This is a genomic window from Streptomyces sp. NPDC052301, from assembly GCF_044593395.1.
Lineage (GTDB): Bacteria > Actinomycetota > Actinomycetes > Streptomycetales > Streptomycetaceae > Streptomyces.
In genome coordinates this window covers 308263-330169 of record NZ_JBIUBE010000006.1, presented here as the reverse complement: position 1 = coordinate 330169, position 21907 = coordinate 308263, and the positions used below count along the sequence as shown (strand labels likewise).

The 21907-nt window shown below is 73.0% G+C and carries 20 protein-coding genes; 10 read left to right on the top strand and 10 right to left on the bottom strand.

Annotated elements, in window-relative coordinates; genetic code table 11:
- Nucleotides 1-3 precede the first annotated feature (3 nt).
- The 3 genes from ACIHEJ_RS19200 to ACIHEJ_RS19190 form a co-directional block, all read right to left on the bottom strand.
- On the bottom strand, nt 4-795 hold the full coding sequence (locus ACIHEJ_RS19200) for an enoyl-CoA hydratase/isomerase family protein (RefSeq protein WP_400136835.1): 792 nt from the start codon (nt 793-795) through the stop codon (nt 4-6).
- Nucleotides 786-3005 (bottom strand): acetate--CoA ligase family protein, encoded by a 2220-nt coding sequence (locus ACIHEJ_RS19195; protein WP_400136832.1) that lies wholly within the window; start codon nt 3003-3005, stop codon nt 786-788. Before ACIHEJ_RS19195 ends, ACIHEJ_RS19200 begins: the two co-directional genes overlap by 10 nt.
- Nucleotides 3006-3100: 95 nt before the next feature.
- The gene (locus ACIHEJ_RS19190; protein ID WP_400136830.1) at nt 3101-4297 is read right to left on the bottom strand and encodes a flavin-containing monooxygenase; all 1197 of its coding nucleotides are present in this window, start codon (nt 4295-4297) and stop codon (nt 3101-3103) included.
- A gap of 525 nt (nt 4298-4822) precedes the next feature.
- On the opposite strand from ACIHEJ_RS19190, the gene ACIHEJ_RS19185 reads away from it, so the two are divergent.
- Both ACIHEJ_RS19185 and ACIHEJ_RS19180 read left to right on the top strand, forming a co-directional pair.
- A complete protein-coding gene (locus tag ACIHEJ_RS19185; RefSeq protein WP_400136827.1) occupies nt 4823-5272 on the top strand; it encodes a DoxX family membrane protein in 450 nt (149 codons plus the stop codon).
- A complete protein-coding gene (locus tag ACIHEJ_RS19180) occupies nt 5272-5691 on the top strand; it encodes a Zn-ribbon domain-containing OB-fold protein (protein WP_400137505.1) in 420 nt (139 codons plus the stop codon). Before ACIHEJ_RS19185 ends, ACIHEJ_RS19180 begins: the two co-directional genes overlap by 1 nt.
- 7 nt (nt 5692-5698) lie before the next feature.
- On the opposite strand, the gene ACIHEJ_RS19175 is transcribed toward ACIHEJ_RS19180, so the two are convergent.
- On the bottom strand, nt 5699-6364 hold the full coding sequence (locus tag ACIHEJ_RS19175) for a pyridoxal 5'-phosphate synthase (protein ID WP_400136824.1): 666 nt from the start codon (nt 6362-6364) through the stop codon (nt 5699-5701).
- 166 nt (nt 6365-6530) lie between these two features.
- On the opposite strand from ACIHEJ_RS19175, the gene ACIHEJ_RS19170 reads away from it, so the two are divergent.
- On the top strand, nt 6531-7505 hold the full coding sequence (locus ACIHEJ_RS19170; protein WP_400136822.1) for a CorA family divalent cation transporter: 975 nt from the start codon (nt 6531-6533) through the stop codon (nt 7503-7505).
- A 22-nt stretch (nt 7506-7527) separates the two neighbouring features.
- Here the strand turns inward: ACIHEJ_RS19170 and ACIHEJ_RS19165 are convergent, their stop codons facing one another.
- Nucleotides 7528-8697 carry a thiolase C-terminal domain-containing protein gene (locus ACIHEJ_RS19165; RefSeq protein WP_400136819.1) on the bottom strand — a complete coding sequence of 390 codons (1170 nt, stop codon included), beginning with the start codon at nt 8695-8697 and terminating at the stop codon, nt 7528-7530.
- Nucleotides 8698-8772: 75 nt separating this feature from the next.
- On the opposite strand from ACIHEJ_RS19165, the gene ACIHEJ_RS19160 reads away from it, so the two are divergent.
- Together ACIHEJ_RS19160 and ACIHEJ_RS19155 are read left to right on the top strand one after the other, a co-directional pair.
- A complete protein-coding gene (locus ACIHEJ_RS19160) occupies nt 8773-9981 on the top strand; it encodes an acyl-CoA dehydrogenase family protein (protein ID WP_400136816.1) in 1209 nt (402 codons plus the stop codon).
- Nucleotides 9981-10460 carry a nitroreductase family deazaflavin-dependent oxidoreductase gene (locus tag ACIHEJ_RS19155; RefSeq protein WP_400136813.1) on the top strand — a complete coding sequence of 160 codons (480 nt, stop codon included), beginning with the start codon at nt 9981-9983 and terminating at the stop codon, nt 10458-10460. Before ACIHEJ_RS19160 ends, ACIHEJ_RS19155 begins: the two co-directional genes overlap by 1 nt.
- Before the next feature lie 7 nt (nt 10461-10467).
- Here ACIHEJ_RS19155 and ACIHEJ_RS19150 read toward each other — a convergent pair whose 3' ends face one another.
- Nucleotides 10468-11088, bottom strand: coding sequence for a LysE family translocator (locus ACIHEJ_RS19150; protein ID WP_400136810.1), 621 nt, complete (start codon nt 11086-11088; stop codon nt 10468-10470).
- An 82-nt stretch (nt 11089-11170) separates the two neighbouring features.
- Here ACIHEJ_RS19150 and ACIHEJ_RS19145 point away from each other — a divergent pair, with 82 nt between their 5' ends.
- Nucleotides 11171-11623, top strand: coding sequence for an Lrp/AsnC family transcriptional regulator (locus ACIHEJ_RS19145; RefSeq protein WP_366011237.1), 453 nt, complete (start codon nt 11171-11173; stop codon nt 11621-11623).
- A 98-nt stretch (nt 11624-11721) separates the two neighbouring features.
- Here the strand turns inward: ACIHEJ_RS19145 and ACIHEJ_RS19140 are convergent, their stop codons facing one another.
- The gene (locus ACIHEJ_RS19140) at nt 11722-12369 is read right to left on the bottom strand and encodes a TetR family transcriptional regulator (protein ID WP_400136806.1); all 648 of its coding nucleotides are present in this window, start codon (nt 12367-12369) and stop codon (nt 11722-11724) included.
- Nucleotides 12370-12491: 122 nt separating this feature from the next.
- On the opposite strand from ACIHEJ_RS19140, the gene ACIHEJ_RS19135 reads away from it, so the two are divergent.
- The 3 genes from ACIHEJ_RS19135 to ACIHEJ_RS19125 all read left to right on the top strand — a co-directional run bounded on the left by ACIHEJ_RS19135 (nt 12492) and on the right by ACIHEJ_RS19125 (nt 16458).
- Complete coding sequence (locus ACIHEJ_RS19135; RefSeq protein WP_400136803.1) at nt 12492-13226, top strand: VOC family protein; 735 nt, start codon at nt 12492-12494, stop codon at nt 13224-13226.
- Between the two features lie 178 nt (nt 13227-13404).
- Nucleotides 13405-15750, top strand: a complete 2346-nt coding sequence (locus ACIHEJ_RS19130) for a PQQ-binding-like beta-propeller repeat protein (protein WP_400136801.1) — start codon at nt 13405-13407, stop codon at nt 15748-15750.
- A 129-nt stretch (nt 15751-15879) separates the two neighbouring features.
- Nucleotides 15880-16458: a hypothetical protein gene (locus ACIHEJ_RS19125; protein WP_400136798.1), complete on the top strand. Its 579-nt coding sequence runs from the start codon at nt 15880-15882 to the stop codon at nt 16456-16458.
- Here the strand turns inward: ACIHEJ_RS19125 and ACIHEJ_RS19120 are convergent.
- The 3 genes from ACIHEJ_RS19120 to ACIHEJ_RS19110 are packed head-to-tail and all read right to left on the bottom strand — an operon-like array spanning nt 16455 to nt 18796.
- Nucleotides 16455-17240, bottom strand: coding sequence for an enoyl-CoA hydratase/isomerase family protein (locus tag ACIHEJ_RS19120; protein ID WP_400136795.1), 786 nt, complete (start codon nt 17238-17240; stop codon nt 16455-16457). The two genes, ACIHEJ_RS19125 and ACIHEJ_RS19120, sit on opposite strands and share 4 nt — an antisense overlap.
- Entirely contained in the window at nt 17225-17635 is a 411-nt protein-coding gene (locus ACIHEJ_RS19115; protein ID WP_400136793.1) for a Zn-ribbon domain-containing OB-fold protein, read from the bottom strand. The genes ACIHEJ_RS19120 and ACIHEJ_RS19115 overlap by 16 nt, the downstream gene beginning before the upstream one ends.
- A gap of 6 nt (nt 17636-17641) precedes the next feature.
- Nucleotides 17642-18796, bottom strand: a complete 1155-nt coding sequence (locus tag ACIHEJ_RS19110) for a lipid-transfer protein (protein WP_400136791.1) — start codon at nt 18794-18796, stop codon at nt 17642-17644.
- An 80-nt stretch (nt 18797-18876) separates the two neighbouring features.
- Between ACIHEJ_RS19110 and ACIHEJ_RS19105 the strand changes: the two genes are divergently transcribed.
- Entirely contained in the window at nt 18877-20475 is a 1599-nt protein-coding gene (locus tag ACIHEJ_RS19105) for a FadD3 family acyl-CoA ligase (RefSeq protein ID WP_400136788.1), read from the top strand.
- Nucleotides 20476-21907 lie beyond the last annotated feature (1432 nt).

The following is a 21907-nucleotide window of genomic DNA, read 5'->3' as shown; positions in this document are numbered from 1 at the left end:
CTTTCACCGCCCCCGGAACTCCGCCCCCCTGCGCTCCGCGAACGCCCGCAGGCCCTCCCCGGCGTCCTCGGTCGTCATGTTGATCTCCTGGGCCGCTGCCTCCGCCGTGAAGGCGGTCGGGCGGTCGGTGTCGAGGGAGGCGTTGACCAGTTGCTTGGTCAGGGCGAGAGCCCGGGTGGGGGCGGATGACAGGCGGGCCGACCACTCGCGGGTCGTCCTGTCCAGCTCGCCGTCCGGCACCACCCGGTTGACCAGGCCCAGCCGTTCCGCGTCCGCCGCCGGGAGCGCGTCGCCGAAGAACATCAGCTCCTTCGCCCGCTGGGGACCCAGCAGCCGGGGCAGCAGATAGGCGCCGCCGCCGTCCGGGACGAGTCCGCGGCGTACGAACACCTCGATGAACCGGGCCGACTCGGCGGCCAGGACCAGGTCGCAGGCGAGCGCCAGATGCGCGCCGAGGCCGGCCGCCGTGCCGTTCACCGCGGCCAGCACCGGCTTCTCGCAGTCCAGCACGGCCGCGATCAGCCGCTGTGCGCCGAGGCGCAGGGTGCGGGCCACGTCCCCGGCGAGACGCTCGCCCCGCGCGGCGCCGCCCCGCAGATCGGCCCCCGCGCAGAAGCCGCGCCCGGTCCCGGTCACGACGACCGCCCGTACGGCGGGGTCGGCCGACGCCTCCGCCAGCAGCTCGATGATCCGGTCCCGCATGGCGGGGGTGAGGGCGTTCAGCGACTCCGGACGGGACAGGGTGATGCAGGAGACCTGGTCGCGGAGCTCGTGGACGATGTCGCTCACCGGCACACCACCAGCGCGTCCAGCGCCACCGCGCCCTGCCCCCGGGGCAGCACCATCAGCGGGTTGATGTCCAGCTCCGCGATCCGGTCGCCCAGTTCCAGTGCCATGCGCTGCACCCGCAGCACGACCTCCACCAGGGCGTCCAGGTCGGCGGGCGGGCGCCCCCGTACCCCGCCCAGCAGGGCCCGTCCGCGCAGCTCGGTGAGCATGGCGCGGGCCTGGTCCTCGCCGAACGGCGGGACGCGTACGGCGGCGTCCCGCAGGACCTCCACCAGCACCCCGCCCAGGCCGACGGTGACCGTCGGCCCGAACAGCTCGTCGTGCGTGACCCCGACGACCATCTCCACGCCCTGCTCGACCATCTGGCACACCAGGACCCCGTCCAGCGACACCCCCTCGTAGCGGGCGATGTCGGTCAGCTCCCGGTAGGCGTCCCGGACCTGGCTGGCCGAGGTCAGGCCGATCTTCACCAGGCCCAGCTCGGTCTTGTGGGCGATCTGCGCGCCCGAGGCCTTCATCACCACCGGGTAGCCGACCTGCGCGGCGGCGCGTACGGCCCCCGCCGCGCTGGTCACCAGCTGCTCGCGCGGCACCCGGATGCCGTAGGCGCGCAGCAGTTGCTTGGCCCCGTGCTCGCTGAGCTGCTGCCCGGGGTGCATCAGGGCCTCGGCCTTGCGGAAGGACGGGGACGGGGTGCGCGGGGCCTCGTCGAAGGGGGAGCGGTAGTCGGCGGTGAAGCGGTGGTGGTCCAGCCAGGCGCGGACGGCGGTCAGGCAGTTGCCGACCGTGCGGAAGGTGGCCACGCGGGAGGATCCGAGCAGAACCTCCCGGTAGGCCGCCTCGGTGCCGACCGGCGACCCCCACACCACGCACACCAGCTTGTCCGTCTCCTCGGCGGCCGCGACCAGGTCCGCCACCAGCTTGTCGCTCAGCGGCGGGAAGGGACCGGTCACCGGGCAGATCAGCACCCCGATCGACGGGTCGGCCAGCAGCGCGTCGATGATCTTGCGGCCGCGCTCGTCACCGACCGGGTGGCCGCCGTTGTCCACCGGGTTGGCCACATTCAGGTACTCCGGTATCCACTGGTGCAGCTCGGCCTGCCGGGCCTCGGACAGCTGGGGCAGCCGTAGTCCCGCAGCGGTGGCGAGGTCGGCGACATGGGCGCCGGTGCCGCCGGAGATGGAGTACACCGCGACCCCCTCCGCCAGCGGGGCCCGCGCCCGCGCCAGCAGGGCGGCCGTGTCCTGGAGTTCGTCCAGGCCGTCGACGCGTACCACCCCGAACTGGCGCATGGCCGCGTCCACCACGTCGTCGGCACCGGTGAGCTTGCCGGTGTGCGAGGCGGCCGTACGGGCCCCGGCCTCGGTCCGGCCCACCTTCACGGCGACCACCGGCACCTTGCGGCGGGCGGCGCGGTCGGCGGCCAGCAGGAAGGCGCGGCCGTCCTTCAGGCCCTCCACGTAGCAGGCGATGGCGCCGACCTCGGGCTGTTCGGCGAACCAGGAGAGGAAGTCGGCGGTCTCCAGGTCGGCCTCGTTGCCGGTGGGCGCCCAGTGCGAGAGCCGGATGCCCAGCTCCTGGAGGGCGAAGACGGGGCGGCCCTGGTGGCCGGACTGGGTGATGAGGGCGATCGCCGGGCCGGTCAGGTCCTCCCGGAAGCGTTCGAAGGCGTTGAGGTTGGTGTTCGGGCCGAGCAGCCGCAGGCCCGAGCGCCGTACGGCCTGCGCGAGCCGTTGCTGCGCCTCGGCGCCGGCCTCCCCGGTCTCCGCGAACCCGGAGGCGAAGGCGACCGCGAACTTCACCTTGGACTCGGCGAGTTGCTCGATCACCGGCAGCGGGTCGGCCACCAGCAGGACGGCCAGGTCGACCTGCTCGGGCAGCTCGGCGACGGAGGCGGCACAGGGGACGCCGAAGACCGTGGGGCGGGTCGGATGCACCGGGTGCACCCGCGCCCCGACCCGCTCGGCCCACGCCAGCAACTGCCGGGTGATCCCGGTGTTGGGCCGCCCCGCGGCGTCCGAGGCGCCGATCACGGCGACGGACTCGGGCCGGAAGAACCGGGAGAGGTCCGGCACGTCCGCGTACAGCGGGCGCCCGCTGACGTCGAGATCGTCGACCTGGCCGTGGACGGCCGGTCCGGGCCGCTGCTCGCCGCAGGCGATCACCCGGGCCCGGCGGGAGTCGGTGGTGAGGGTGCCGTGGGTTGATCCAAGCATCGGTCCGCCCCGCTCCTGTGAGACAGCAAAGTAAACTGACGCTCTGTCAGATTACTGAACTGACCTGCTGTCAGGAACGGGTGGGACCGGCAAAGTTACCGTCGGGTGCGCAACCCCTTGGCCACGGCGCGCGCGATCTTCCCGGCGTCCAGCGCCAGCTCGCGGAGCATCCCGCTGATCGGATCGGTGAACCCGGTGAAGTACAGGCCGGGTGCCTGGGAAGGTGTACGGCCGCCCCGCACCACCGGTCTGCCGCGCCCGTCCAGCACCTCGAGATGTCCGACCAGACCCTCCAGCGCCCGCCCGTACCCGGTCGCCGCGATCACCACGTCCGGCTCGATCCGGCTGCCGTCGGCGAGGACGACCTTGCCGGGGGCCCCGCCCTCGAACGCCTCGACGGCGGCCACGATCTCCACCTTCCCCGTGCGGACGGCGTCGATCAGGCCGACGTCCTGGACCGGGACGGCCCCCTGCTTCACCCTGCTGTACAGGCCGGTGTCCGGCCGGGGCAGGCCGTGGGCGGACAGGTCCGGCACCCCGACCCGGGCCTGCAGCCGGCCCAGCCGGTCCACGAGCCCCACCGGCAGGCGCCGCACGAGCACGCCCGAGTACTGCGCGGGCCAGCCGAGGGTCGAGCGGCGCACGAGGTGCGGGACGGTCCGCACGGCCAGCCGCACCCGGGCGGCCCCGCCCTCCACCAGGTCCACGGCGATCTCCGCGCCGGTGTTGCCGGCACCCACGACGAGCACGTCACGGCCGGCGTACGGCCTGGCGTTGCGGTAGGCGCCGGCGTGCAGGAACTCCCCGGCGTAGTCCGCGCGTCCCGGCCAGTCGGGCAGGTGCGGGGTGTGGTTGTGGCCGGTGGCGACGACCACGGCGCTGCCGGTCAGTTCCCGCCCGCCGGAGGCGTGCAGCAGCCAGCCGGTGCCGTCCTCGGTCCGCTCCAGGCGGAAGACCTCCACACCGGTGACGATCTCCAGCTCATGGTGCTCGGCGTACTTCTCCAGGTAGCACACCAGGTCGTCCCGGGACACCCAACGACCGTACTTGCGTGGGATCTTCAGGCCCGGCAGCGCCGACAGCCGCCGGGTGGTGTGCAGCCGGAGCCGGTCGTAGTGGCCGCGCCAGGAGGCGCCCACCCCGTCGGCCTTGTCCAGGACCACGGCCCGTATGCCCCGCGCCCGCAGCGCGTACGCGGCGGCCAGGCCGCCCGGACCGGCACCGATGACATAGACCGGGCGGTCGGCGGGGGTTGCGGTGAGCTGGACGGAAGCGGAACGGGAGACGGCCATGCTCCGGAGCGTAATCACGCACCCGGTTGATGGGTCTCGGTCAAGACCGGAATTGGTTGCGGATTGATCACGGGTGTAGGGGGAGTGGGTGGGGCCGGTGACGCAGGACGCCCGGTTGTGGTCGTACGGCGTCCTTGTGGCCGTACGGCGGCCGGCCCGACCCGGGCGACTTCGTCACCTGGATCGCGAAGTCGCGCCGTGGCCCCGGTCCCAGTGGTGGAGGTGGTCGACCTCGTCGCCGAGGGCCGCCGCGGCGGCGGCCTGGTTCGCCGAGACGACGTGCGAGGTGTAGGTGTCGTTGCTGCCGAGCCGGATCCACCAGTGCGACCCGCCTCGTGCTCAGCCCGGTGGTGTCGTGCTCGGCACCGTATGTCGTGAAGTGACGGTTCTCCGTGGACCCGGTAGGCCGTGCGGACGGAGTCCGTGAGGGAAGGGTCGTGCCGACAAGATCGTCGACAATACGTGGATGATTCAAGGCGGACTCACAGGTGGGCTTTGCCTGCTACCTGACGTACCGTCAGATTCATGGACTCCATATGGCTGGACGGCGCCCGGTGGCTGGCGGTGCTGCGGATCGGTCTCGGTCTGTGGTGGCTGGAGAGCTGGCGGCACAAGGACAAGAAGGCCTGGTTCGAGCGGGGGAGCGGCATCGCCTGGGCGGCGGACGTGGCGGCGAAGCACCGCTGGACGCCGGTGCGGACGGGCTTCGAGACGGTGGTGAAACCCCACCCGAAACTGATGGCGTACGTCGTCGCCTACGCCGAACTCGCCCTCGGCCTCGGCCTGATCCTCGGCTTCCTCACCCCGGTGGCCCTGATCGGCGGTCTGCTGCTGAACGCGATCTACTTCGTCCTGATGGTCCACGACTGGGCGGAACAGGGCCAGAACTCGATGATGGCGCTGATCTCGCTGGTCGGGCTCTTCGGCATGTCCTGGCAGACGTGGTCGCTGGACGCGTGGACGGGGTGGTTCTGATGGGCGCGGCGCGCCACGACGTCCCCGAGCCCGACGCCTTCACGCGCCCCTACTGGGAGGCGGCGGCCGAGGGGGTCCTGCTCCTGCGCCGCTGCGGCACCTGCGGCCGGGCGCACCACTACCCGCGTGAGTTCTGCCCGCACTGCTGGAGCGACGACGTCTCCTGGGAGGAGGCGAGCGGCCGTGCCACCCTCTACACCTGGTCCACGGTCCACCGGAACGACCTCCCCCCCTTCACCACCCGCACGCCCTACGTCGCAGCGGTGGTCGACCTGGCGGAGGGCCCCCGGATGATGACGGAACTGACGGACTGCGAGGAGACACACCTGGTCCCCGGGACGGCGCTCCGGGTGACGTTCCGGGAGGGCGTACCGGTCTTCCGCCCCGCGGTCCCTTTCTCGGCCGCGGAAGAGCAATGACGGGCTGTCACGGCCACAGCAACCCCCTGCTCCAGCCGAACTCCGTGCGGCGGTACTCCAGGCGGACGTGCTGCCTCTCGGGGTGGCCCTGGAAGAACTCCACCGTCTCCGGGTGGAGGCGGTACAGGGTCCAGGTGGGGGAGGGCTCGGTCGGGTTCCGGCGGGCCCTGGTCCAGGCCGCCTCCGAGGACTGCCGCAGCTCCTCCAGGGAGGCCAGCTCCTCGCTCTGGCGTCCGGTCAGGGCCGCGGCCAGTGCGCCCGTGGAGCGGGCGTGCAGGTCCGCCTGGCTCTCCTTCGACGGGGCGGACGTCACCGGGCCCCGGACCCTGACCTGCCGGCCCAGCACCGGCCAGTAGAAGGCGAGGGCCGCGTACGGGCGGGTCCGCAGCGCCCTGCCCTTGCGGCTCGTGGCGTGCGTGGCGAAGGACCAGCCGTCCGCGTCGGCGCCGTGCAGCATCACGATCCGTACGTCCGGCCGCCCCTCCTCGTCCACCGTGGCCAGCGACATCGTGTGCGGCTCCGGCTGCCCGGCCCGCACCGCGTCCGCGAACCAGCTCGTGAACAGGGGCAACGGCGTGGGCGGCGCCGTGTCCGGGGCGAACTGGCGCAGGTCCGTGACGTCCGGGTCCCATACCCGCAGCGACCTCAGCAGTGCGTGAAGATCCGTTTCCATGCTCCGAGTATCGCCACCGGTCGCCTGTCGGTGCGGGCGCGGGCGACCCGGCCGCGTCATCCGTTCGGCAGCCCTCCCGCGACGCACACGAGTGCTTCCGGGTGCGGGTGCGCCGCAGGGCGAGGACGCTCGGAGCCACGGGCTTCGGGACTGACGGTGAGGGGCGATGATCGTAACGGTGGTGGCGATGCCGGAGGTGACCGTCACCCGTACGGATGTCTCGCAGGCGCGTGCACGGCTGGCCGAGGCCCCTTTCTTGGTCGTCGACATCGAGCTGCCGGAGGGGGAGCCGGCGCCTGAGACGCCGATCGCCGACCAGCTGGGCCTGGACACCGGGGAACTGGACTGGTTCGGCAGGGAGGGGGAGCCGACGCGGGCGGAGTTCCTGGGGGACCGGGCCGGTCTCGTCGTGCCCGTGGTGCACGAGGACGGGATCGACCACGTCCACGCGGTGGTGACCGAGCGGTTCCTGGTCACCGTGCACCGGGGGCACGTCGGCCTGGCCGACAACCTCACCGCCGCGTTCCGGCACGAGCGGCCCGACGACATCGTGGCCGCGCTCTTCCTCGTGCTCCAGGAGGCCTTGGAGACCTTCCGCCGGGCCGCCGTGCGGGCCCTGCTGGAGACCGAGGAGCTCGAGGACGACATGTTCGAGGACCGGCAGCCCGAGCAGGCCCACCGCCTGACGCTCCTGCGCCGGCGCTCAGCCGTGATGCACCACGCGCTGTTGCCCTACCTCCAGGTGGTCGACGGAATCCTCACCCGGAGGATGATGAGCCCCACCTTTCCCGAGGCGCGGCAGCGGGCCGCCCAGGGGTTCCAGCACGCCGGACGGCTGGTGCTCGCCGACATCGAGTCCCTGCAGGACGCCACCCGCCGGGCCTTCGCCAGCTACTCCTCCCTCGTCGCGGGGGAACAGAACGGAGTGATCAACCGGCTGGCCATCGTGTCCGTGATCTTCCTGCCGCTGACGTTCATCACCGGTTTCTTCGGCATGAACTTCGATTTCCTGACGAACAAGCTGGATACCCGGGACGAGTTCTGGCTGCTCGCCGTGGGACTCCAGGTGGTAGTCCTGGGCGCCTCCCTCTACGTGCTGCACCGCACCAAGGTCTGGCGCAGCCTGCGGGACTCGGACTGACCGGGCCGGGACGCCCGGCGGGTCAGCGGGCCAGGACCACGGTTCCGGAGGAGCAGAACCAGCCCCCCGTGCCGGAAGCCACCCCCAGCCGCGGCAGCTCCCCGTCCCGTGCCCGCACCTGGCGCTCCCCGCCCTCCCCGCGCAGCTGCCGTACCGCCTCCACCAGCAGGAACAGCCCACGCATCCCCGGGTGCTGGGCCGACAGGCCGCCCCCGTCCGTGTTCACCGGCAGCTCCCCGCCCCGCACCAGCAGCCGTCCCTTCTCCACGAACGCCCCGCCCTCGCCCTTGGCGCAGAAGCCCAGGTCCTCCAGGGTGACCAGGGTCATGTAGGTGAAGGCGTCGTAGAGCTCCGCGAAGTCGATCTCCGAGGGGCGGACGCCGGCCCGCTCGAAGGCGAGGCGGCCGCTGACCGCCGCGGGGGAGACCGTGAAGTCGGGCCACTCGGACATCGTCGCGTGGGAGACGTGCTCGCCGGTGCCGAGGACCCAGACGGGGGCCGTACGGCAGTCCCGTACGTACTCCTCGGCCGCCAGCAGGACCGCCGCCCCGCCGTCCGAGCGGATGCAGCAGTGCAGCTTGGTGAAGGGGTCGGCGATCATCGGGCCCGCCAGCACCTCGTCCACCGTGAGCGGCTCGCGGAACATCGCCCCGGGGTTCAGCCCCGCGTTCGCCCGGGCCTGGACCGCCACCTCCGCGAGCTGCTCGATCGTCGTGCCGTACTCGATCATGTGGCGGCGGGCCGCCATCGCGTACTTGGCGATCAGCGTGTGGCCGTAGGGCACCTCGAACTGCAACGGGCCCCGCGCGCCGAACGAGAGGTCGCCCGTCCTGCGGCCCGCCCTGATGTCCGCCCGTGCGGTCGAGCCGTAGACCAGCAGGACCGCGTTCGCGTGGCCCCGCGCGATCGCGTCCGCCGCGTGCGCCGCCATGACCTCCCAGGTCGAGCCGCCGACCGAGGTGGAGTCCACCCAGGTGGGGCGCAGGCCCAGGTACTCGGCGACCTCGACCGGGGCCAGGGTGCCGAGGCCGGCGGAGGCGAAACCGTCGAGGACGGTGCGGTCCAGGCCCGCGTCGGCGAGGGCCCGGCGGGCGGCCTGGGCGTGCAGGGCGAACGGCGTCGCGTCGTCCACGCGCCCGCAGTCGGACAGGGCCACGCCGACCACGGCGACCTCCCGGTTCCCGCGACTCATGAGCAGGCTCCTCCCTCTGGGCATCTTGTTCCAGGCCCCCTAATATGACGCCCCGTCAGATATGGAGGGAAGGCCATGGACACGCGCCTCACCGCCGAGCAGGACGGGATCCGCCGGGCCCTGCGCGAGCTGCTGCACAAGCGCTGCGGTTCACCGGAGCTGCGGGCCGCCGTCGACACCCCGGCCGGGCACGACCCCCTCCTGTGGTCCGCCCTCGCCGAGCAGCTCGGCCTGCCGGGGCTCGCCCTGCCCGAGCGGTACGGCGGTGTCGGCTGCTCGGTCACCGAACTGGCCCTGGCCTGCGAGGAGACCGGCCGGGTGCTGGCCCCCTCCCCGCTGCTCGCCACCGCCGTCCTCGCCGCCCCGCTGATCCTCGCCCTGGGCACGGAGGCCCAGCGCGCCGAGCTGCTGCCCCGGCTGGCCGCCGGCACCCTCACCGCCGCCCTCGCCGTCCCCGGCCCCGCCCTCGCCACGGCCCTCGCCCTGACCGGCGGCAACGGTGAATTCTCCGCCGGGGGCGGGCGGGCCGGTGGTGTGCAGGCCCGGCGCGTGGCGGGGGCGTGGCTGCTGTACGGGCAGGTCGACCAGGTACTGGACGGGCACAGTGCGGGGCTGCTGGTCGTCGCCGCGCACACCGGGGGGTTCGCCCGGTCGCGGACGTGCCTGTTCCTGGTGGCGGGGGACGCCGAAGGGGTCGTACGGGACCGGCGGACCGCCCTCGACGCGACCCGGCCGCAGGGGAGGGTGCAACTGCGGGACGTGCGGGCCGAGTTGCTGGGAGAGGAGGACACCGACGCGCTCCCCGCCCTGGCCGGCCTCGGGGACGGCCTCGCCGTCGTCCTGGCCTGCGAGGCCGTGGGGGCGGCCGACCGGGTGCTGGAGCGGACCGTGGAGTACGTCGGACAGCGCGAGCAGTTCGGGCGGCCCGTCGGGTCCTTCCAGGCCGTCAAACACCGGCTGGCGGACGTGTACGTGGGAGTACAGGCGGCGCGTTCGGCCGCGTACTACGCCGCCTGGGCCACCACGCACGCGTCAGGGGACGCGGGCGGCACCGGCGGGCCGGTCGGCGGGCTCGCGCTCGCGCAGGCCCTGGAGGCGCTGCGCCGCGCCGCCGCCGAGGGCGTCCAGCTGCACGGCGGGATCGGCTTCACCTGGGAGCACGACGCCCATCTGTACTTCAAACGCGCCGCCGGGGACGAGCTGCTCTTCGGGCCGGTGCACCGGCTGCGGGACCGGGCCGCCGAGACGGCCGGACTGTTCATGGGCGCGGAGGTGGCCGTCTGATGGCCGCCGCCCTCGGTGTCCGGCTGGTGCAGAAGGTGTCGTCCGCGCGGACGTTCGCGAAGGTCGCCCCGCACGTGATCCCGGCCCTCGACCGGGCCGTGCACCGGCTGAGCGGGGGCCGGTTCCTGCTCAGCGCACAGCTGCTGCCCGGCGTGATCCTCACCTCCACCGGTGCCCGCAGCGGGCTGCCCCGCCGGACCCCCCTGGCCTGCATGCCCGAGCAGGACGGCACGAGCTGGCTGCTCGTCGGCTCCAACTTCGGCCGGACCGGTCACCCGGCCTGGACGCACAACCTCCTGGCCCACCCGGACGCCGCGATCAACTGGAGGGGGCGGGACATCCCGGTCACGGCGCGGCTGCTGACGGGACAGGAGCGGGCGGCGGCGTGGCGGGCCGTCCTCGCGTTCTGGCCGCCGTACGCCGCGTACCAGAGCCGGGTGACGAGGGAGATCCGCCTGTTCCGGATCACGACCCGCTAGCGCGCCCCTAGATCGTCGCCAGCCGCTCCACCAGGAGGAACGCCCCGATCCCCAGCATCGCCGCCCCCGACGTCCGGGTCACCGCCCGGGCCGCCGTGGGGCGCGCGGCGAGCAGCGCGCGGGCCAGCACGCCGACCGTCAGATAGACGGCCGCGCAGCACGCCATGTGGAGCAGGCCGAGCGCCGCCGTCTGGACGGGGACGGGCAGGTGGGCGCCGCGCAGGGTGAGGAACTGGGGGAGCACGGAGAGGTAGAGCAGCAGCCCCTTGGGGTTCAGGCCGCTGATCGTGGCGCCGCGCAGGAACAGCCGCCCCTCCGTGGCGTACGCCGCGTCCGCGGCCCCCGGGATCGCCGGGCGCCGCAGCACCCCCCACCCGAGCCACAGCAGGTACCCGGCACCGGCCACCGTCAGGGCCGTCAGCACCTGCGGCGAACCCGCCACCAGGACCGCGAGCCCCGCCGTCGCCAGCGCGGTGTGCAGCGCGTACCCGCAGACCAGGCCCGCGACCGCGCGCGGCACCAAGGCCCCGCGCAGGGCGGTGGCGATGACGTACGCCCAGTCGGCACCCGGTACGCACACCAGCAGCAGATCCAGGCCGAGGAAGGAGAGAAGCAGTCCCGAGTCCATGTGGGCGACATTAGGCGTGAATGGCCCGAAAGTGTTCCTGAAGTTTGCCCATGATCCCGTCTTCCGGGGGAGAATCTTCCCCATGGACGACGTGGACCGGAAAATCCTTGCCGAGCTGCAGCAGGACGGGCGGCTGACCGTGACCGAGCTGGCCGCCCGGGTGCGCCTGAGCGTCTCGCCCTGCCACCGCCGGCTGCGCGAGCTGGAGCGCTCCGGCGCCATCCAGGGCTACCGGGCGGTGGTGGACGCGGCGGCGCTCGGGCTGACCTTCGAGGCGCTGGTCTTCGTGTCCATGCGGCAGGAGGACCGGGACACGGTCGCCGAGTTCGAGCGGGCGGTCAGCGAGCTGGAGCACGTGCTGGACGCCCAGCGGCTGTTCGGCGAGCCCGACTATCTGCTGCGGGTCGCCACCGCCGACCTCGCCGCCTTCCAGCGGCTGTACGACGAGCGGCTCGCCACCCTGCCGGGGGTGCAGCGGCTGACCTCGACGCTGGTGATGAAACACGTGGTGCAGGACCGGCCGCTGCCCGCATAGCAGCGCAGGCGGTGGCTCACCGGGAGGTGAACCACCGCCTGCCAGACAGGACTTGGGGACTGGATAAAGCCGGGAAGGGCTGGGGAGCCCGGCGTGCGCTACTTGCTCGGCTTCTTGCCGGTCACGCCGAGGTGCACCAACAGGGCGAGATTCGGCTTGAGTTCGGCCTGCTTCACGCCCCAGGACGAGAAACCCTTCTGGTGCGCCGCCACCGCCGCGAGCATCGCGACCAGTGAGCCGGCCACCGCCGCCGGGTTCACGTCCTTGTCGACCCTGCCCTTGGCCTGCAGTTCGGTGATGGAGTCGGCGAGGGAATTGTTCACCGAGTTCAGGATCTTCATGCGGATCTTGTAGAACCGCTTGTCCCCCTCGGCCGCTCCCAGATCGACCACGCGCAGGATCGCGTCGTTCTTCCGCCAGAACTCCAGGAAGCCGTCGACCAGTTCCTGCGCGGTCTGCCAGCCCGACTTGCCGGCCCAGCTGCGGCCCGCGAGCAGCTCGGTCAACCCGGCTCCCTCCGCGGCCATTTGCTCGGCGATCTCCAGGACGGCACCTTCGACGTCCGGGAAGTACTGGTAAAAGGTCGCGGGCGAAGTGCCCGCTTTCCGGGCGACATCGATGACCTTGACGTCCCGGTACGGGGAGGAGCTGAGCATCTCGCTGAGGCAGTCGAGCAGCTTCTGCCGGGTCGCCTGCCCACGCCGGCCGGCCACGCGGCCGTCGACGGTACGCACTTGTCCTGTCATGCCGTCAGCTTACCGAGGGGTGATCGGAGCGCGATTCGGCCGACTGCAAATGGGGTGCACGGGTGCTCTGGGGGTGGTGTGCCTGGTCTGCGGGGTGGCTGCGGCCCGGTTACTTTGGCGGCATGGCCGAAAACAGGGCATCCGGGAACGAAGAGGCATACGCGGAGGGCGTCCCCTGCTGGGTGGACGCCGAGCTTCCCGATGTCGAGGCGGGCAAGCGGTTCTACGGCGAGCTCTTCGGGTGGACCTTCGAGGAGGCGTACGGCTCCTCCGTGTGGGCCCTGCTGGAGGGGGAGCCCGTCGCCTCGCTGGCCCCCAAGACCGACGGCCGTATGCCCACCGTCTGGACCGTCTCCTTCGCCACTCCCGACGCCGTGGCCCTCGGCCGGCGGATCATCGCGGCCGGCGGGCAGGTGGTCATGGCCCCGTTCCTGGTGGGCGAACTCGGTGTCGCCGCCCTGGCCGCCGACACCGAGGGCGCGGTCTTCGGGCTGTGGCAGCCGGGCGCCCACCCGGGCTTCGGCCGGCGGCACGACCCCGGCACCTTCGTCTGGGCCGAGCTGTACACCCGGGACACCGCCGCGGCCAACACCTTCTACGGCGGCCTCTTCCACGACGCCCTGTTCGGCACCGACGCCGAGCCCGACTTCGGCCGTGCGGCCGTCACGGAGATCTTCCCGGCCGAGATGCCCCCGCACTTCGTCACCCACTTCCGGGTCACCGATCTGGACGACGCGCTCGGGGCGGTGCAGCGGCTGGACGGGCGGGTCCAGGTGCCACCCTTCGAGACGTCGTACGGACGAGTGGCCGTCGTCACCGACAATCAGGGGGCGTCGTTCGCACTGCTGCAGCGCTGATCCGTCCGCTTTGGGGGGATTGAGTACGAGACACCCCGAGTGTCACCCGGTTCGCAACCAGCGGCCCGGCCAGGAAGAATCGGGGTGCGTGCCGCCTCGGCGGTGCGGTGGTGAGACGCTGCACTTCGGTCGCGTACATATGTGGGTGGCGCGGCTCGTACGGGGAGGTGGCAGGCAAGTGGTGGATCAGCTGACGCAGCACGATCCGCGGCGGATCGGGCCGTTCGAGGTGCTGGGCCGGCTGGGCGCCGGCGGCATGGGGCTGGTCTATCTCGCGCGGTCGGCGTCCGGCCGGCGCGTGGCGATCAAGACGGTGCGCACCGAGCTGGCCGAGGACCAGCTGTTCCGGGTCCGCTTCACCCGCGAGGTGGAGGCGGCCCGCGCGGTCTCCGGCTTCTACACGGCCGCCGTGGTCGACGCCGACCCGCGCGCCGCCGTGCCCTGGCTGGCCACGGCCTACGTCCCCGCGCCCTCCCTCGAGGAGATAGTGAACGAGTGCGGGCCCCTCCCGGCCCAGGCCGTGCGCTGGCTCGCGGCGGGCGTCGCCGAGGCCCTGCAGTCCATCCACGGCGCGGGCCTGGTCCACCGCGACCTCAAGCCGTCCAACGTGCTCGTGGTCGAGGACGGCCCCCGAGTGATCGACTTCGGTATCGCGTCGGGTGTCTCGAACACGCGCCTGACCATGACCAACGTCGCCGTCGGCACCCCCGCCTACATGTCCCCGGAGCAGGCCAAGGACTCCCGCAGCGTCACCGGCGCCAGCGACGTCTTCTCGCTCGGCTCGATGCTGGTCTTCGCGGCCACCGGTCACCCGCCGTTCCACGGCGCCAACCCGGTCGAGACCGTCTTCATGCTGCTCCGCGAGGGCCCGGACCTCACCGGCCTGCCCGACGAGCTGCGTCCGCTGATCGAGCTCTGCATGCAGATGGAGGCCCCGGGCCGCCCCTCCCCGGCCGACCTCCAGGCCCAGCTCGCCCCGCACCTGTTCGGCTCCGGCTCCGACGACAGCGGCACCGCCTCCGCCTGGCTGCCCGAGAAGGCCGTCGCCCTCATCGAGTCCCGCCGCGGCGGGCGCCCCGCCGCCAAGCCGGCCCCGGCCCCGGCCGGCGGCCCCCGCAGTGGCGGCCGGGCGGCCGTACCCCCGCCGCCGTCGTACGACCCCGTCGTCCCGGCCCCCGCCCCGGTGGGCGCCCCCGACACCGGCCCGGTCCGGCTGGCCGGCGCCCAGGTGCCCATCGGCCCCGGCCCCCGGGTCGCCGACGCCCGCGCCGCCGCCGTCAAGGCGCCCCCGCCGGAGGCCGGCCTGGTCGCCAGCTGGTCCCGCCCGCGCCCCGGCCCGGCCGGCGCCGACCCCGCCGTACCGGCCGCCCCGCCGGTGCCCCCGGAGCCCGCGAACGGCTGGCGCCCCTGGCGTTTCCGCATGTCCAACGACGTCTGGGGCACCCCTGCCGTCGACGGCGACCTGGTCTACGTCACCTCCTTCGAGGTGCACGCCCTCGACGTGGCCTCCGGCCGCCGCCGCTTCAAGACCCGGGACGTGGCCTGGTCCATGGCGGTCGCCGACGGCCGGATCCACGCCTCCGACGGTCCCACCCTGTTCGCCCTGGACGCTCGCGAGGGCACCGACCTGTGGCGGCTGTCCACGGACGCCTGGGTGTACTCCCTCCACGCCGACCACGGCACGGTCGTCACCGGCACCCGCGGCGGCGGCGTCCAGGCCTGGGAGGCCGCCGGCGGGCAGAAGCTGTGGGAGATCACCGGCTGCCAGACCGACTTCGAGTCCCCCGAGGCCGGGCCCGTCGTCCACGACGGCACGGTCTACGTCTGGCAGGACGCCCGGCTGCGCGCCCTGGAGGCCCGCACCGGCGAGGAGCGCTGGTCGTACCCCATCGGCGACGCCGCCTCCTGCGGCGGTGTGCCGGTCCGCCTCGCCCCGGCCGCCGACGGCTACGTCTACGTCTCCGCCGGCACCCGCGTCCTCGCCGTCGAGGCGGTCAGCGGCATGGTGCGCTGGCACTTCGAGGCCCCGGCGGTCTTCCTCTGCCCGCCGGCCTTCGTGCCGGGCCCGGCCGTCACCGGCGGCGGCGTCTACCTCGCCGACTACCTCGGCACGGTCTACGCCCTCGACGCCACCGACGGCCGCGACCGCTGGCGCATCGCCACCGAGGCCCGCTCCTCCATCGAGCCGGTCCTGGTCGCCGCCGGGCACGTCCACGTCGGCAGCGGCAAGGGCCTGTACACCCTGGACGCGGTCACCGGCACGCCCAAGTGGCGCTTCCAGGCGGGCGGTGACGTGGTGGGCGCGCCCGCGGTGGCCGAGGGACGCATCCACTTCGGCTCGACGGACCATCTCCTGTACACGTTGAAGGCCGACGACGGCCGGCTCAGGTGGAAGCTGGCCACGGGTGGCGAGATCACCGGCTCCCCGGTCGTCAAGGACGGCGTGGTGTACGCGTGCAGCAAGGACCGGTGCGTCTACGCGCTGGACGCGGAGAAGGGGACGGGCACGGCACGGACGGCATGAGGGGTGTGCGACGGCCGTCGTACCGGTGTGTCACGGAAGGGCTCCAGACGGCGGCCGTCCCAGGGCTGACGCTACCCCCGGCGCACCGTGGCCGCCACGTGGTGTCACCCGGTCGGTAAGGTCATGGGCATGCCCATGCCGACACGGACGCGCACGCTCAGGCTCACGGCCGTACTGACCCTCGTGGTCCTCAGCCTCACCGGTTTCTCCACCGGCCGGCACCACAGCCGCCACGGCGGCGGAGGGGGCGGGTGCAGCAGCTCCCACCAGGACCACGACACCTCGTCCTCGTCCGGCTCGGGTGGTTCGTACGGCGGCCCGGACGACGACAGCTACAGCGGCGGCGCCACGAGCACCGGTGGCGGCACGACCGGCGGTACCCACCGTCGCCGCCCCACGCACCGCGCCACCTCCACGCCGTCCGGCAGCGGCACGACGCCGGTTGACGGGACGGCGAAGCTGGTCAGCTGCGCGACCGCCCGGAAGCCGTACGCGACGGTACAGGTGAGCAACCCCAACACCCGCACGGCCACCTTCGAGGCCGAGGTCAGCTACATGGCCGACAGCGAAACCGTACTCCGCACGGAGTACGCGAAGGTCTCGGTGCCGGCCAAGGGCGTCAGGACCGTCAGGGTCCCGTTCGACAAGAACAACATCGACCTGCTCGACCACTGCGAGACGGACCCCAGGGCGCGGCTCGCCGACTAGCGCAGCCGGAACTCCCGCCGTCTCCCGGTGAACAGTTCCCTTTGACGCGCGGGCGGGAGATTGCCGAGGGCGACCAGATGCGGGGCCTGGGCGAACGCCTGGGCCAGGGCCGCCTCCCGGGCCGCCCACAGCGCCCGCACGGTCCCCTGCACCCCCTCCGGCGGGCAAGCGGCGACGGCGGTGGCGCAGCGCACGGCGGCCGCCAACGCCCCGCCCGGCTCGGTGACTTCCGTGACCAGGCCGATCTCGTGGGCCCGCCGGGCGGAGAGGCGCTCGGCGGTGCCCATGAGCATCATCCGGGCCACCTCCCCGTACGGCATCCGCGCGGCCATCAGCATGGACTCGTAGGCGCTGACCATGCCGTACGTGGTGTGCGGATCGAAGAACTCGGCCGTCGGGTCGGCGACGACGAACTCGCTCTCGCCCAGCAGATAGAAGGCGCCCCCGCAGGCCATCCCGCGCACGGCGGCCACCACCGGCTTCCACAGGTCGTTCGCCTTCGGCCCGATCCGCAGCAGCGGATCGTCCTGCATGTACGGCGACGAGGGCTGTGGTACGACGGCGTCCCGGTCGATCCCGGTGCAGAACGCCCGCTCGCCGCTCCCGGTGAGCACGACGGCCCGCACGGAGTCGTGGAACCGCAACTCCCGCCACACCCCGACGAGTTCGCGCACCATCTCCAGATCGACGGCGTTGAGCCGCTCGGGCCGGTTCAGGGTGACGACGGCGACACCGCTGTCCTGGTCGGTGTCCAGCCGCACTGTGCTCACGCGGGCACCCACCGCGGCAGCCCGTCGTCGCCGAACACCACCCGCACCCGGGCACCGATCCTGATGCGCCCCGGATCGACGGAGTCGAGGGGTGCCCCCGCGTGACTGACCAGATTCCCGACCAGCCGGATGCGCGGATGGTCCTCCAGCTCCACGACGATCACGTTGTACGGCGCCTGCGCCGCGTAGTCGGGCAGCAGCGGCGGATGCGGCACGACGTACGACCACACGCGCCCGCGCCCCGTCACCGGCCGCCACTCGGCCGCGAAGGACTGGCAGTGCGGGCAGCAGGGCCGGGGCGGGAACCGCGGCTCGGCGCAGCCCCCGCAGACCTGGACGCGCAGCTCGCCCCGGGCGGCGAACTCCCAGAAGGGGGCGCCGTCGGTGTCGGTGACGGGACTCAGCATCGCGGATCAACTCCTCAGCAGCAGAGCGGAGGTGGGCACGCCCTCACCGGCGGTGACGAGGCAGGTGCCGGCGCCGGGCACCTGGGCGGTACTGGTCCCGCGCAGCTGCTTCACGCCCTCGTTGATGAGGTTGAAGCCGTGCACGTAGGCCTCGCTGAGCCCACCGCCGCTGGTGTTGAGGGGCAGCCGCCCCCCGATCTCCAGGGCCCCCTGTTCCGTGAACGCCCCGCCCTCACCCCGCCCGCAGAAGCCGTACCCCTCCAGGGACAGCGGGACGAGGGCGGTGAAGGCGTCGTAGATCTGCGCCACGTCCACGTCGTCCGGCGTGAGGTCGGCGTGCTTCCACAGATGCCGGGCGGCGGTCCAGGCGGGCCCGGTGAGGGGGTCGTCGTTCCAGTAGTTGACCATGCCGTGGTGCTGGGCCGGCAGCCCCTGGGCGGCGGAGTGGACGTACACGGGTGCGCGGCGGCAGTCCCGGGCGCGCTCCCGGCCGACGATCACACACGCGAGGGCGCCGTCCGTCTCCAGGCAGTTGTCGAAGAGGCAGAGCGGCTCGCTGATCCACCGGGAGGTCATGTACATCTCCCGCGTCAGCGGCCGTTCGTACATCATCGCCGCCGGGTTCTGATTGGCCCGGTTACGGCAGGCGAGGGCGACGTTGAACAGGTGATCGCGGGTGGCGCCGTACTCGTGCATGTAGCGGCGCGCGAGCATGGCTATCTCGTCGGCGGGCCGGAGCAGCCCGAAGGGCCGGGTCCACTGCCCCGGGGTGGGCAGCTGCACCGTCGTGTTGGTCCACGGCCGGGGCCCCGAACCGCGTTTGCGCGACCGCCAGGCGACACCGACGGTGGCCTGCCCCGCGGCGATGGCGGCGGCGAGGTGGGCGACGGTGGCGCAGGACCCACCGCCCCCGTACCCCACCTTGCTGAAGAAGGTCAGATCCCCGAACCCGACGGCCTTCGCCAGCTCCACCTCGTCGGTCTCCTCCATGGTGTAGGAGGCGAGGCCGTCGACCTCACCGGGCGCTATGCCGGCGTCGTCGAGCGCGGCCAGCACGGCCCGGCAGGCGAGCGTCTTCTCGTCCTCCGGGAGGTGCTTGGCGAAGGCCGTCTGCCCGATCCCGACGATGGCGGTGGCGTCCTTCAGCCCGGTTCCTGCCATGGTCGTCCCCCTCTCCTGACAGGACGTCAGGTTACAGCTAATCTGACGGTCAGTCAGCTATGCCGTACAGGGGGCCTGCGATGAGCGACTGGGAGACCATCCCCGACCTGGTCCGATGGTCGGCCGAGCGGTACGCGGACGCCGAGGCCGTGGTCGAAGGCCGCACGAGGGTCACGTACGCCGAACTGGGCGCCCGGGTCGAGCGCGCGGCGGCGGCCTGCCTCGCGAGCGGCGTGCGGACCGGCGACCGGGTCGCGGTCTGGGCACCCAACTCCCTGGACTGGATCGTCGCGGCCCTGGGCGCGGTGACGGCGGGCGCGGTGCTTGTCCCCCTCAACACCCGCTTCAAGGGCGCGGAAGCGGCGGACGTACTGCGCCGCAGCGGCGCCCGGCTGCTGTTCGTGACCGGCACCTTCCTGGGCACGTCGTACGTGGCCTCCCTGCGCCGCGCGGCGGGCGAGGGAGTCCCGACGGGCGGGTCCCCCCTCCCGGCCCTGCCGGCCCTGAAGGAGGTGGTGGTCCTGTCGGACGACGCGCCCCCGGACTTCCGCACGTGGAAGGAGTTCCTGGTGGCAGGCGAGGGGGTGCCCGCGCCGGAAGTGCGTGCGCGCGCGGCGGAACTGGACGGGCGGTCGACATCGGACATCATCTACACCTCGGGCACGACGGGCCGCCCCAAGGGCGCGGTGATCACACACGCGCAGACGCTGCGGGCGTACGAGATCTGGACGGACCTGGCGGGCCTCCGCACGACGGACCGCTACCTGATCGTGAACCCCTTCTTCCACACCTTCGGCTACAAGGCCGGGGTGATCGCCTGTCTGATGCGCGGGGCGACGATGATCCCGCAGCCGGTGTTCAACGTGGAGACGGCACTGGCGAACATAGCCGCGGAACGGATCTCGGTCCTGCCCGGCCCACCCACCCTGCACCAGTCGTTGCTGGACCACCCTTCCCGCGACACCCACGACCTCTCCGCGCTGCGGCTGGTGGTCACGGGCGCGGCGGTGGTCCCGCTCCGCCTGGTGGAACGCCTGCGCGGCGAGCTCGGCGTCGAGACGGTCCTCACGGCCTACGGCCTGTCGGAGGCGAGCGGCATCGTCACGATGTGCCGCCGCGGCGACGACCCGTCGGTGATCGCCTCCACCTCGGGCCGGGCGATCCCCGGTACGGAGGTGAGGGTGGCGGACGCGACGGGCGCGCCCGTACCGCCCGGTGAGGCGGGCGAGGTCATGGTCCGCGGCTTCAACGTGATGCGCGGCTACTACGACGACCCGACGGCGACGGCCGAGACGGTGACCCCGGACGGCTGGCTGCACACGGGTGACGTGGGCGTCCTCGACGCGTCCGGCAACCTGCGCATCACGGACCGCATCAAGGACATGTTCATCGTCGGGGGCTTCAACGCCTACCCGGCCGAGATAGAGCAACTCCTGGGCGTCCACCCCGACGTGGCGGACGTGGCGGTGATCGGCGTCCCCGACCCCCGCCTGGGCGAGGTCGGCAAGGCCTTCGTGGTCCGCCGCCCGCACTCCCTCCTCACAGCCGACGACCTGATCGCCTGGTCCCGCCGCGAGATGGCGAACTACAAGGTGCCGAGAGCGGTGGAGTTCGTGGCCGAACTACCGCGAAACGCGAGCGGAAAGGTGGTGAAGGGGGTGCTGCGGGGGCGCGGTTAGGCGCATGAGGCGGCGAGAGCCGGCTGGGGCGTGCTTGTGCCCAGGGGGCTGGGAGGTTGTTGCCGGTGGGCTGGGGGGCGCGTCGCCGGGGTGCTGGGAGGTTGCCGGTGGGTTGGGGGGTTCGCGTCGTTGGGGGGTGCTGGGAGGTTGCCGGTGGGTTGGGGGGTTCGCGTCGTCGGGGGGTGCTGGGAGGTTGCTGTCGGGCCGGAGGGTTCCCGTCGCCGAGGGTGCTGGAAGGCTGCCGTCGGGCCGGGAGGCGCCCGTCGTCGAGGGGTGCTGGAAGGCTGCCGTCGGGCCGCTCGCTTCTCGGCCAGTGTCGTGCTTCCACGGCCCGCGTCAAGGGCGCTACGCGTCGGCTGCGCCGATGGCCCTCCGGGCCACCCTTGACCCGGCCCGCTCCAGCACGGGGAAGAAGCGAGCGAGCGGCCCGGAGAGGCGGTGGCCCAGGCGGTGTCGGGCCCTTGGGGTGACTGGGTTGCGTGGGTGGGGTGGGTGCGCGCTCGCGCCTCGCCTGCACGCCGGGTGGGGGAAGCGGCTTGCGGGTCGGTGGGCGGGTGCGCGGGCGCGCCTCGCATGGACGCCGGGTGGGGGAAGCGGCTTGCGGGTCGGTGGGCGGGTGCGCGGGCGCGCCTCGCATGGACGCCGGGTAGCGGAGGCGGCATGCGGATGGGAGGGGGTGCGCGGGCGCGACTGGCATGGACATCGGGTGGTTTGGCGGGTGGGGGTGGCCGGAGGTGCGCGGGCTCGGCACGCATGTACGCGGGGTGGGTGTGGCGGGTGCGGGTCGGTGGCCGGGGGCGCGCGGTCTCACCACGCCTGCACGCCGGGTGGGTGTGGCGGCTTGCGGTGGTGGGTTGGCCCGCCAGCGATCCACCGGCGCGGGCTGTGGGTGGAAGCTGACGGAGGTGTCCGGCAGGCCGTTAGGTGGGCTGGGTGGTCAATTGGCAGATTCGTTCCATGCGGGCCGAAGGGCCGAGGCCTCTCATCTGGTCTCTGGGCTTGGGCGACCTGGGTCGGTGGAACACATCTGCCAATTGCGCCCTTCCTGTTGCCAGCGAGGCACATGTGGCACCTCCCCGGCCGTCCACCGGCCTTAGCCCCGGTCCATCCCTGCTCGGCACACCACCCACCAGACACATGCCGCGCTGCGCCCATCCGGTACGCAAGCAACACCCGCCACGGGCCCGCCCGCGCGCAGCCACCTAATCGTTCCCGGCGGGCCGCCACCGCGTGGACGCGCTTCCCGCTTCAACGTTCCACTTGCCCACAAGCCGCAACCACCTGCCCGGCGAGGCGCGCCCGCGCACCACCCACCAGCTCGCAGACCACCGAACCCACGAGGTGGGCTGCACATGTGGCAGGCGCGCCCCCACCATCCCGCACCCGCCACATGCACCCGGCGTGCAGGCGAGGCGTGCCCGCGCATCCGTCC

What these genes read in the sequence shown, in the direction of transcription:
- ACIHEJ_RS19195 (WP_400136832.1), bottom strand. Translation starts at nt 3,005, where the DNA reads ATGCTTGGATCAACCCACGGCACCCTCACCACCGACTCCCGCCGGGCC.
- ACIHEJ_RS19190 (WP_400136830.1), bottom strand. Translation starts at nt 4,297, where the DNA reads ATGGCCGTCTCCCGTTCCGCTTCCGTCCAGCTCACCGCAACCCCCGCC.
- ACIHEJ_RS19185 (WP_400136827.1), top strand. Translation starts at nt 4,823, where the DNA reads ATGGACTCCATATGGCTGGACGGCGCCCGGTGGCTGGCGGTGCTGCGG.
- ACIHEJ_RS19180 (WP_400137505.1), top strand. Translation starts at nt 5,272, where the DNA reads ATGGGCGCGGCGCGCCACGACGTCCCCGAGCCCGACGCCTTCACGCGC.
- ACIHEJ_RS19175 (WP_400136824.1), bottom strand. Translation starts at nt 6,364, where the DNA reads ATGGAAACGGATCTTCACGCACTGCTGAGGTCGCTGCGGGTATGGGAC.
- ACIHEJ_RS19170 (WP_400136822.1), top strand. Translation starts at nt 6,531, where the DNA reads ATGATCGTAACGGTGGTGGCGATGCCGGAGGTGACCGTCACCCGTACG.
- ACIHEJ_RS19165 (WP_400136819.1), bottom strand. Translation starts at nt 8,697, where the DNA reads ATGAGTCGCGGGAACCGGGAGGTCGCCGTGGTCGGCGTGGCCCTGTCC.
- ACIHEJ_RS19160 (WP_400136816.1), top strand. Translation starts at nt 8,773, where the DNA reads ATGGACACGCGCCTCACCGCCGAGCAGGACGGGATCCGCCGGGCCCTG.
- ACIHEJ_RS19155 (WP_400136813.1), top strand. Translation starts at nt 9,981, where the DNA reads ATGGCCGCCGCCCTCGGTGTCCGGCTGGTGCAGAAGGTGTCGTCCGCG.
- ACIHEJ_RS19150 (WP_400136810.1), bottom strand. Translation starts at nt 11,088, where the DNA reads ATGGACTCGGGACTGCTTCTCTCCTTCCTCGGCCTGGATCTGCTGCTG.
- ACIHEJ_RS19145 (WP_366011237.1), top strand. Translation starts at nt 11,171, where the DNA reads ATGGACGACGTGGACCGGAAAATCCTTGCCGAGCTGCAGCAGGACGGG.
- ACIHEJ_RS19140 (WP_400136806.1), bottom strand. Translation starts at nt 12,369, where the DNA reads ATGACAGGACAAGTGCGTACCGTCGACGGCCGCGTGGCCGGCCGGCGT.
- ACIHEJ_RS19135 (WP_400136803.1), top strand. Translation starts at nt 12,492, where the DNA reads ATGGCCGAAAACAGGGCATCCGGGAACGAAGAGGCATACGCGGAGGGC.
- ACIHEJ_RS19125 (WP_400136798.1), top strand. Translation starts at nt 15,880, where the DNA reads ATGCCCATGCCGACACGGACGCGCACGCTCAGGCTCACGGCCGTACTG.
- ACIHEJ_RS19115 (WP_400136793.1), bottom strand. Translation starts at nt 17,635, where the DNA reads ATGCTGAGTCCCGTCACCGACACCGACGGCGCCCCCTTCTGGGAGTTC.
- ACIHEJ_RS19110 (WP_400136791.1), bottom strand. Translation starts at nt 18,796, where the DNA reads ATGGCAGGAACCGGGCTGAAGGACGCCACCGCCATCGTCGGGATCGGG.
- ACIHEJ_RS19105 (WP_400136788.1), top strand. Translation starts at nt 18,877, where the DNA reads ATGAGCGACTGGGAGACCATCCCCGACCTGGTCCGATGGTCGGCCGAG.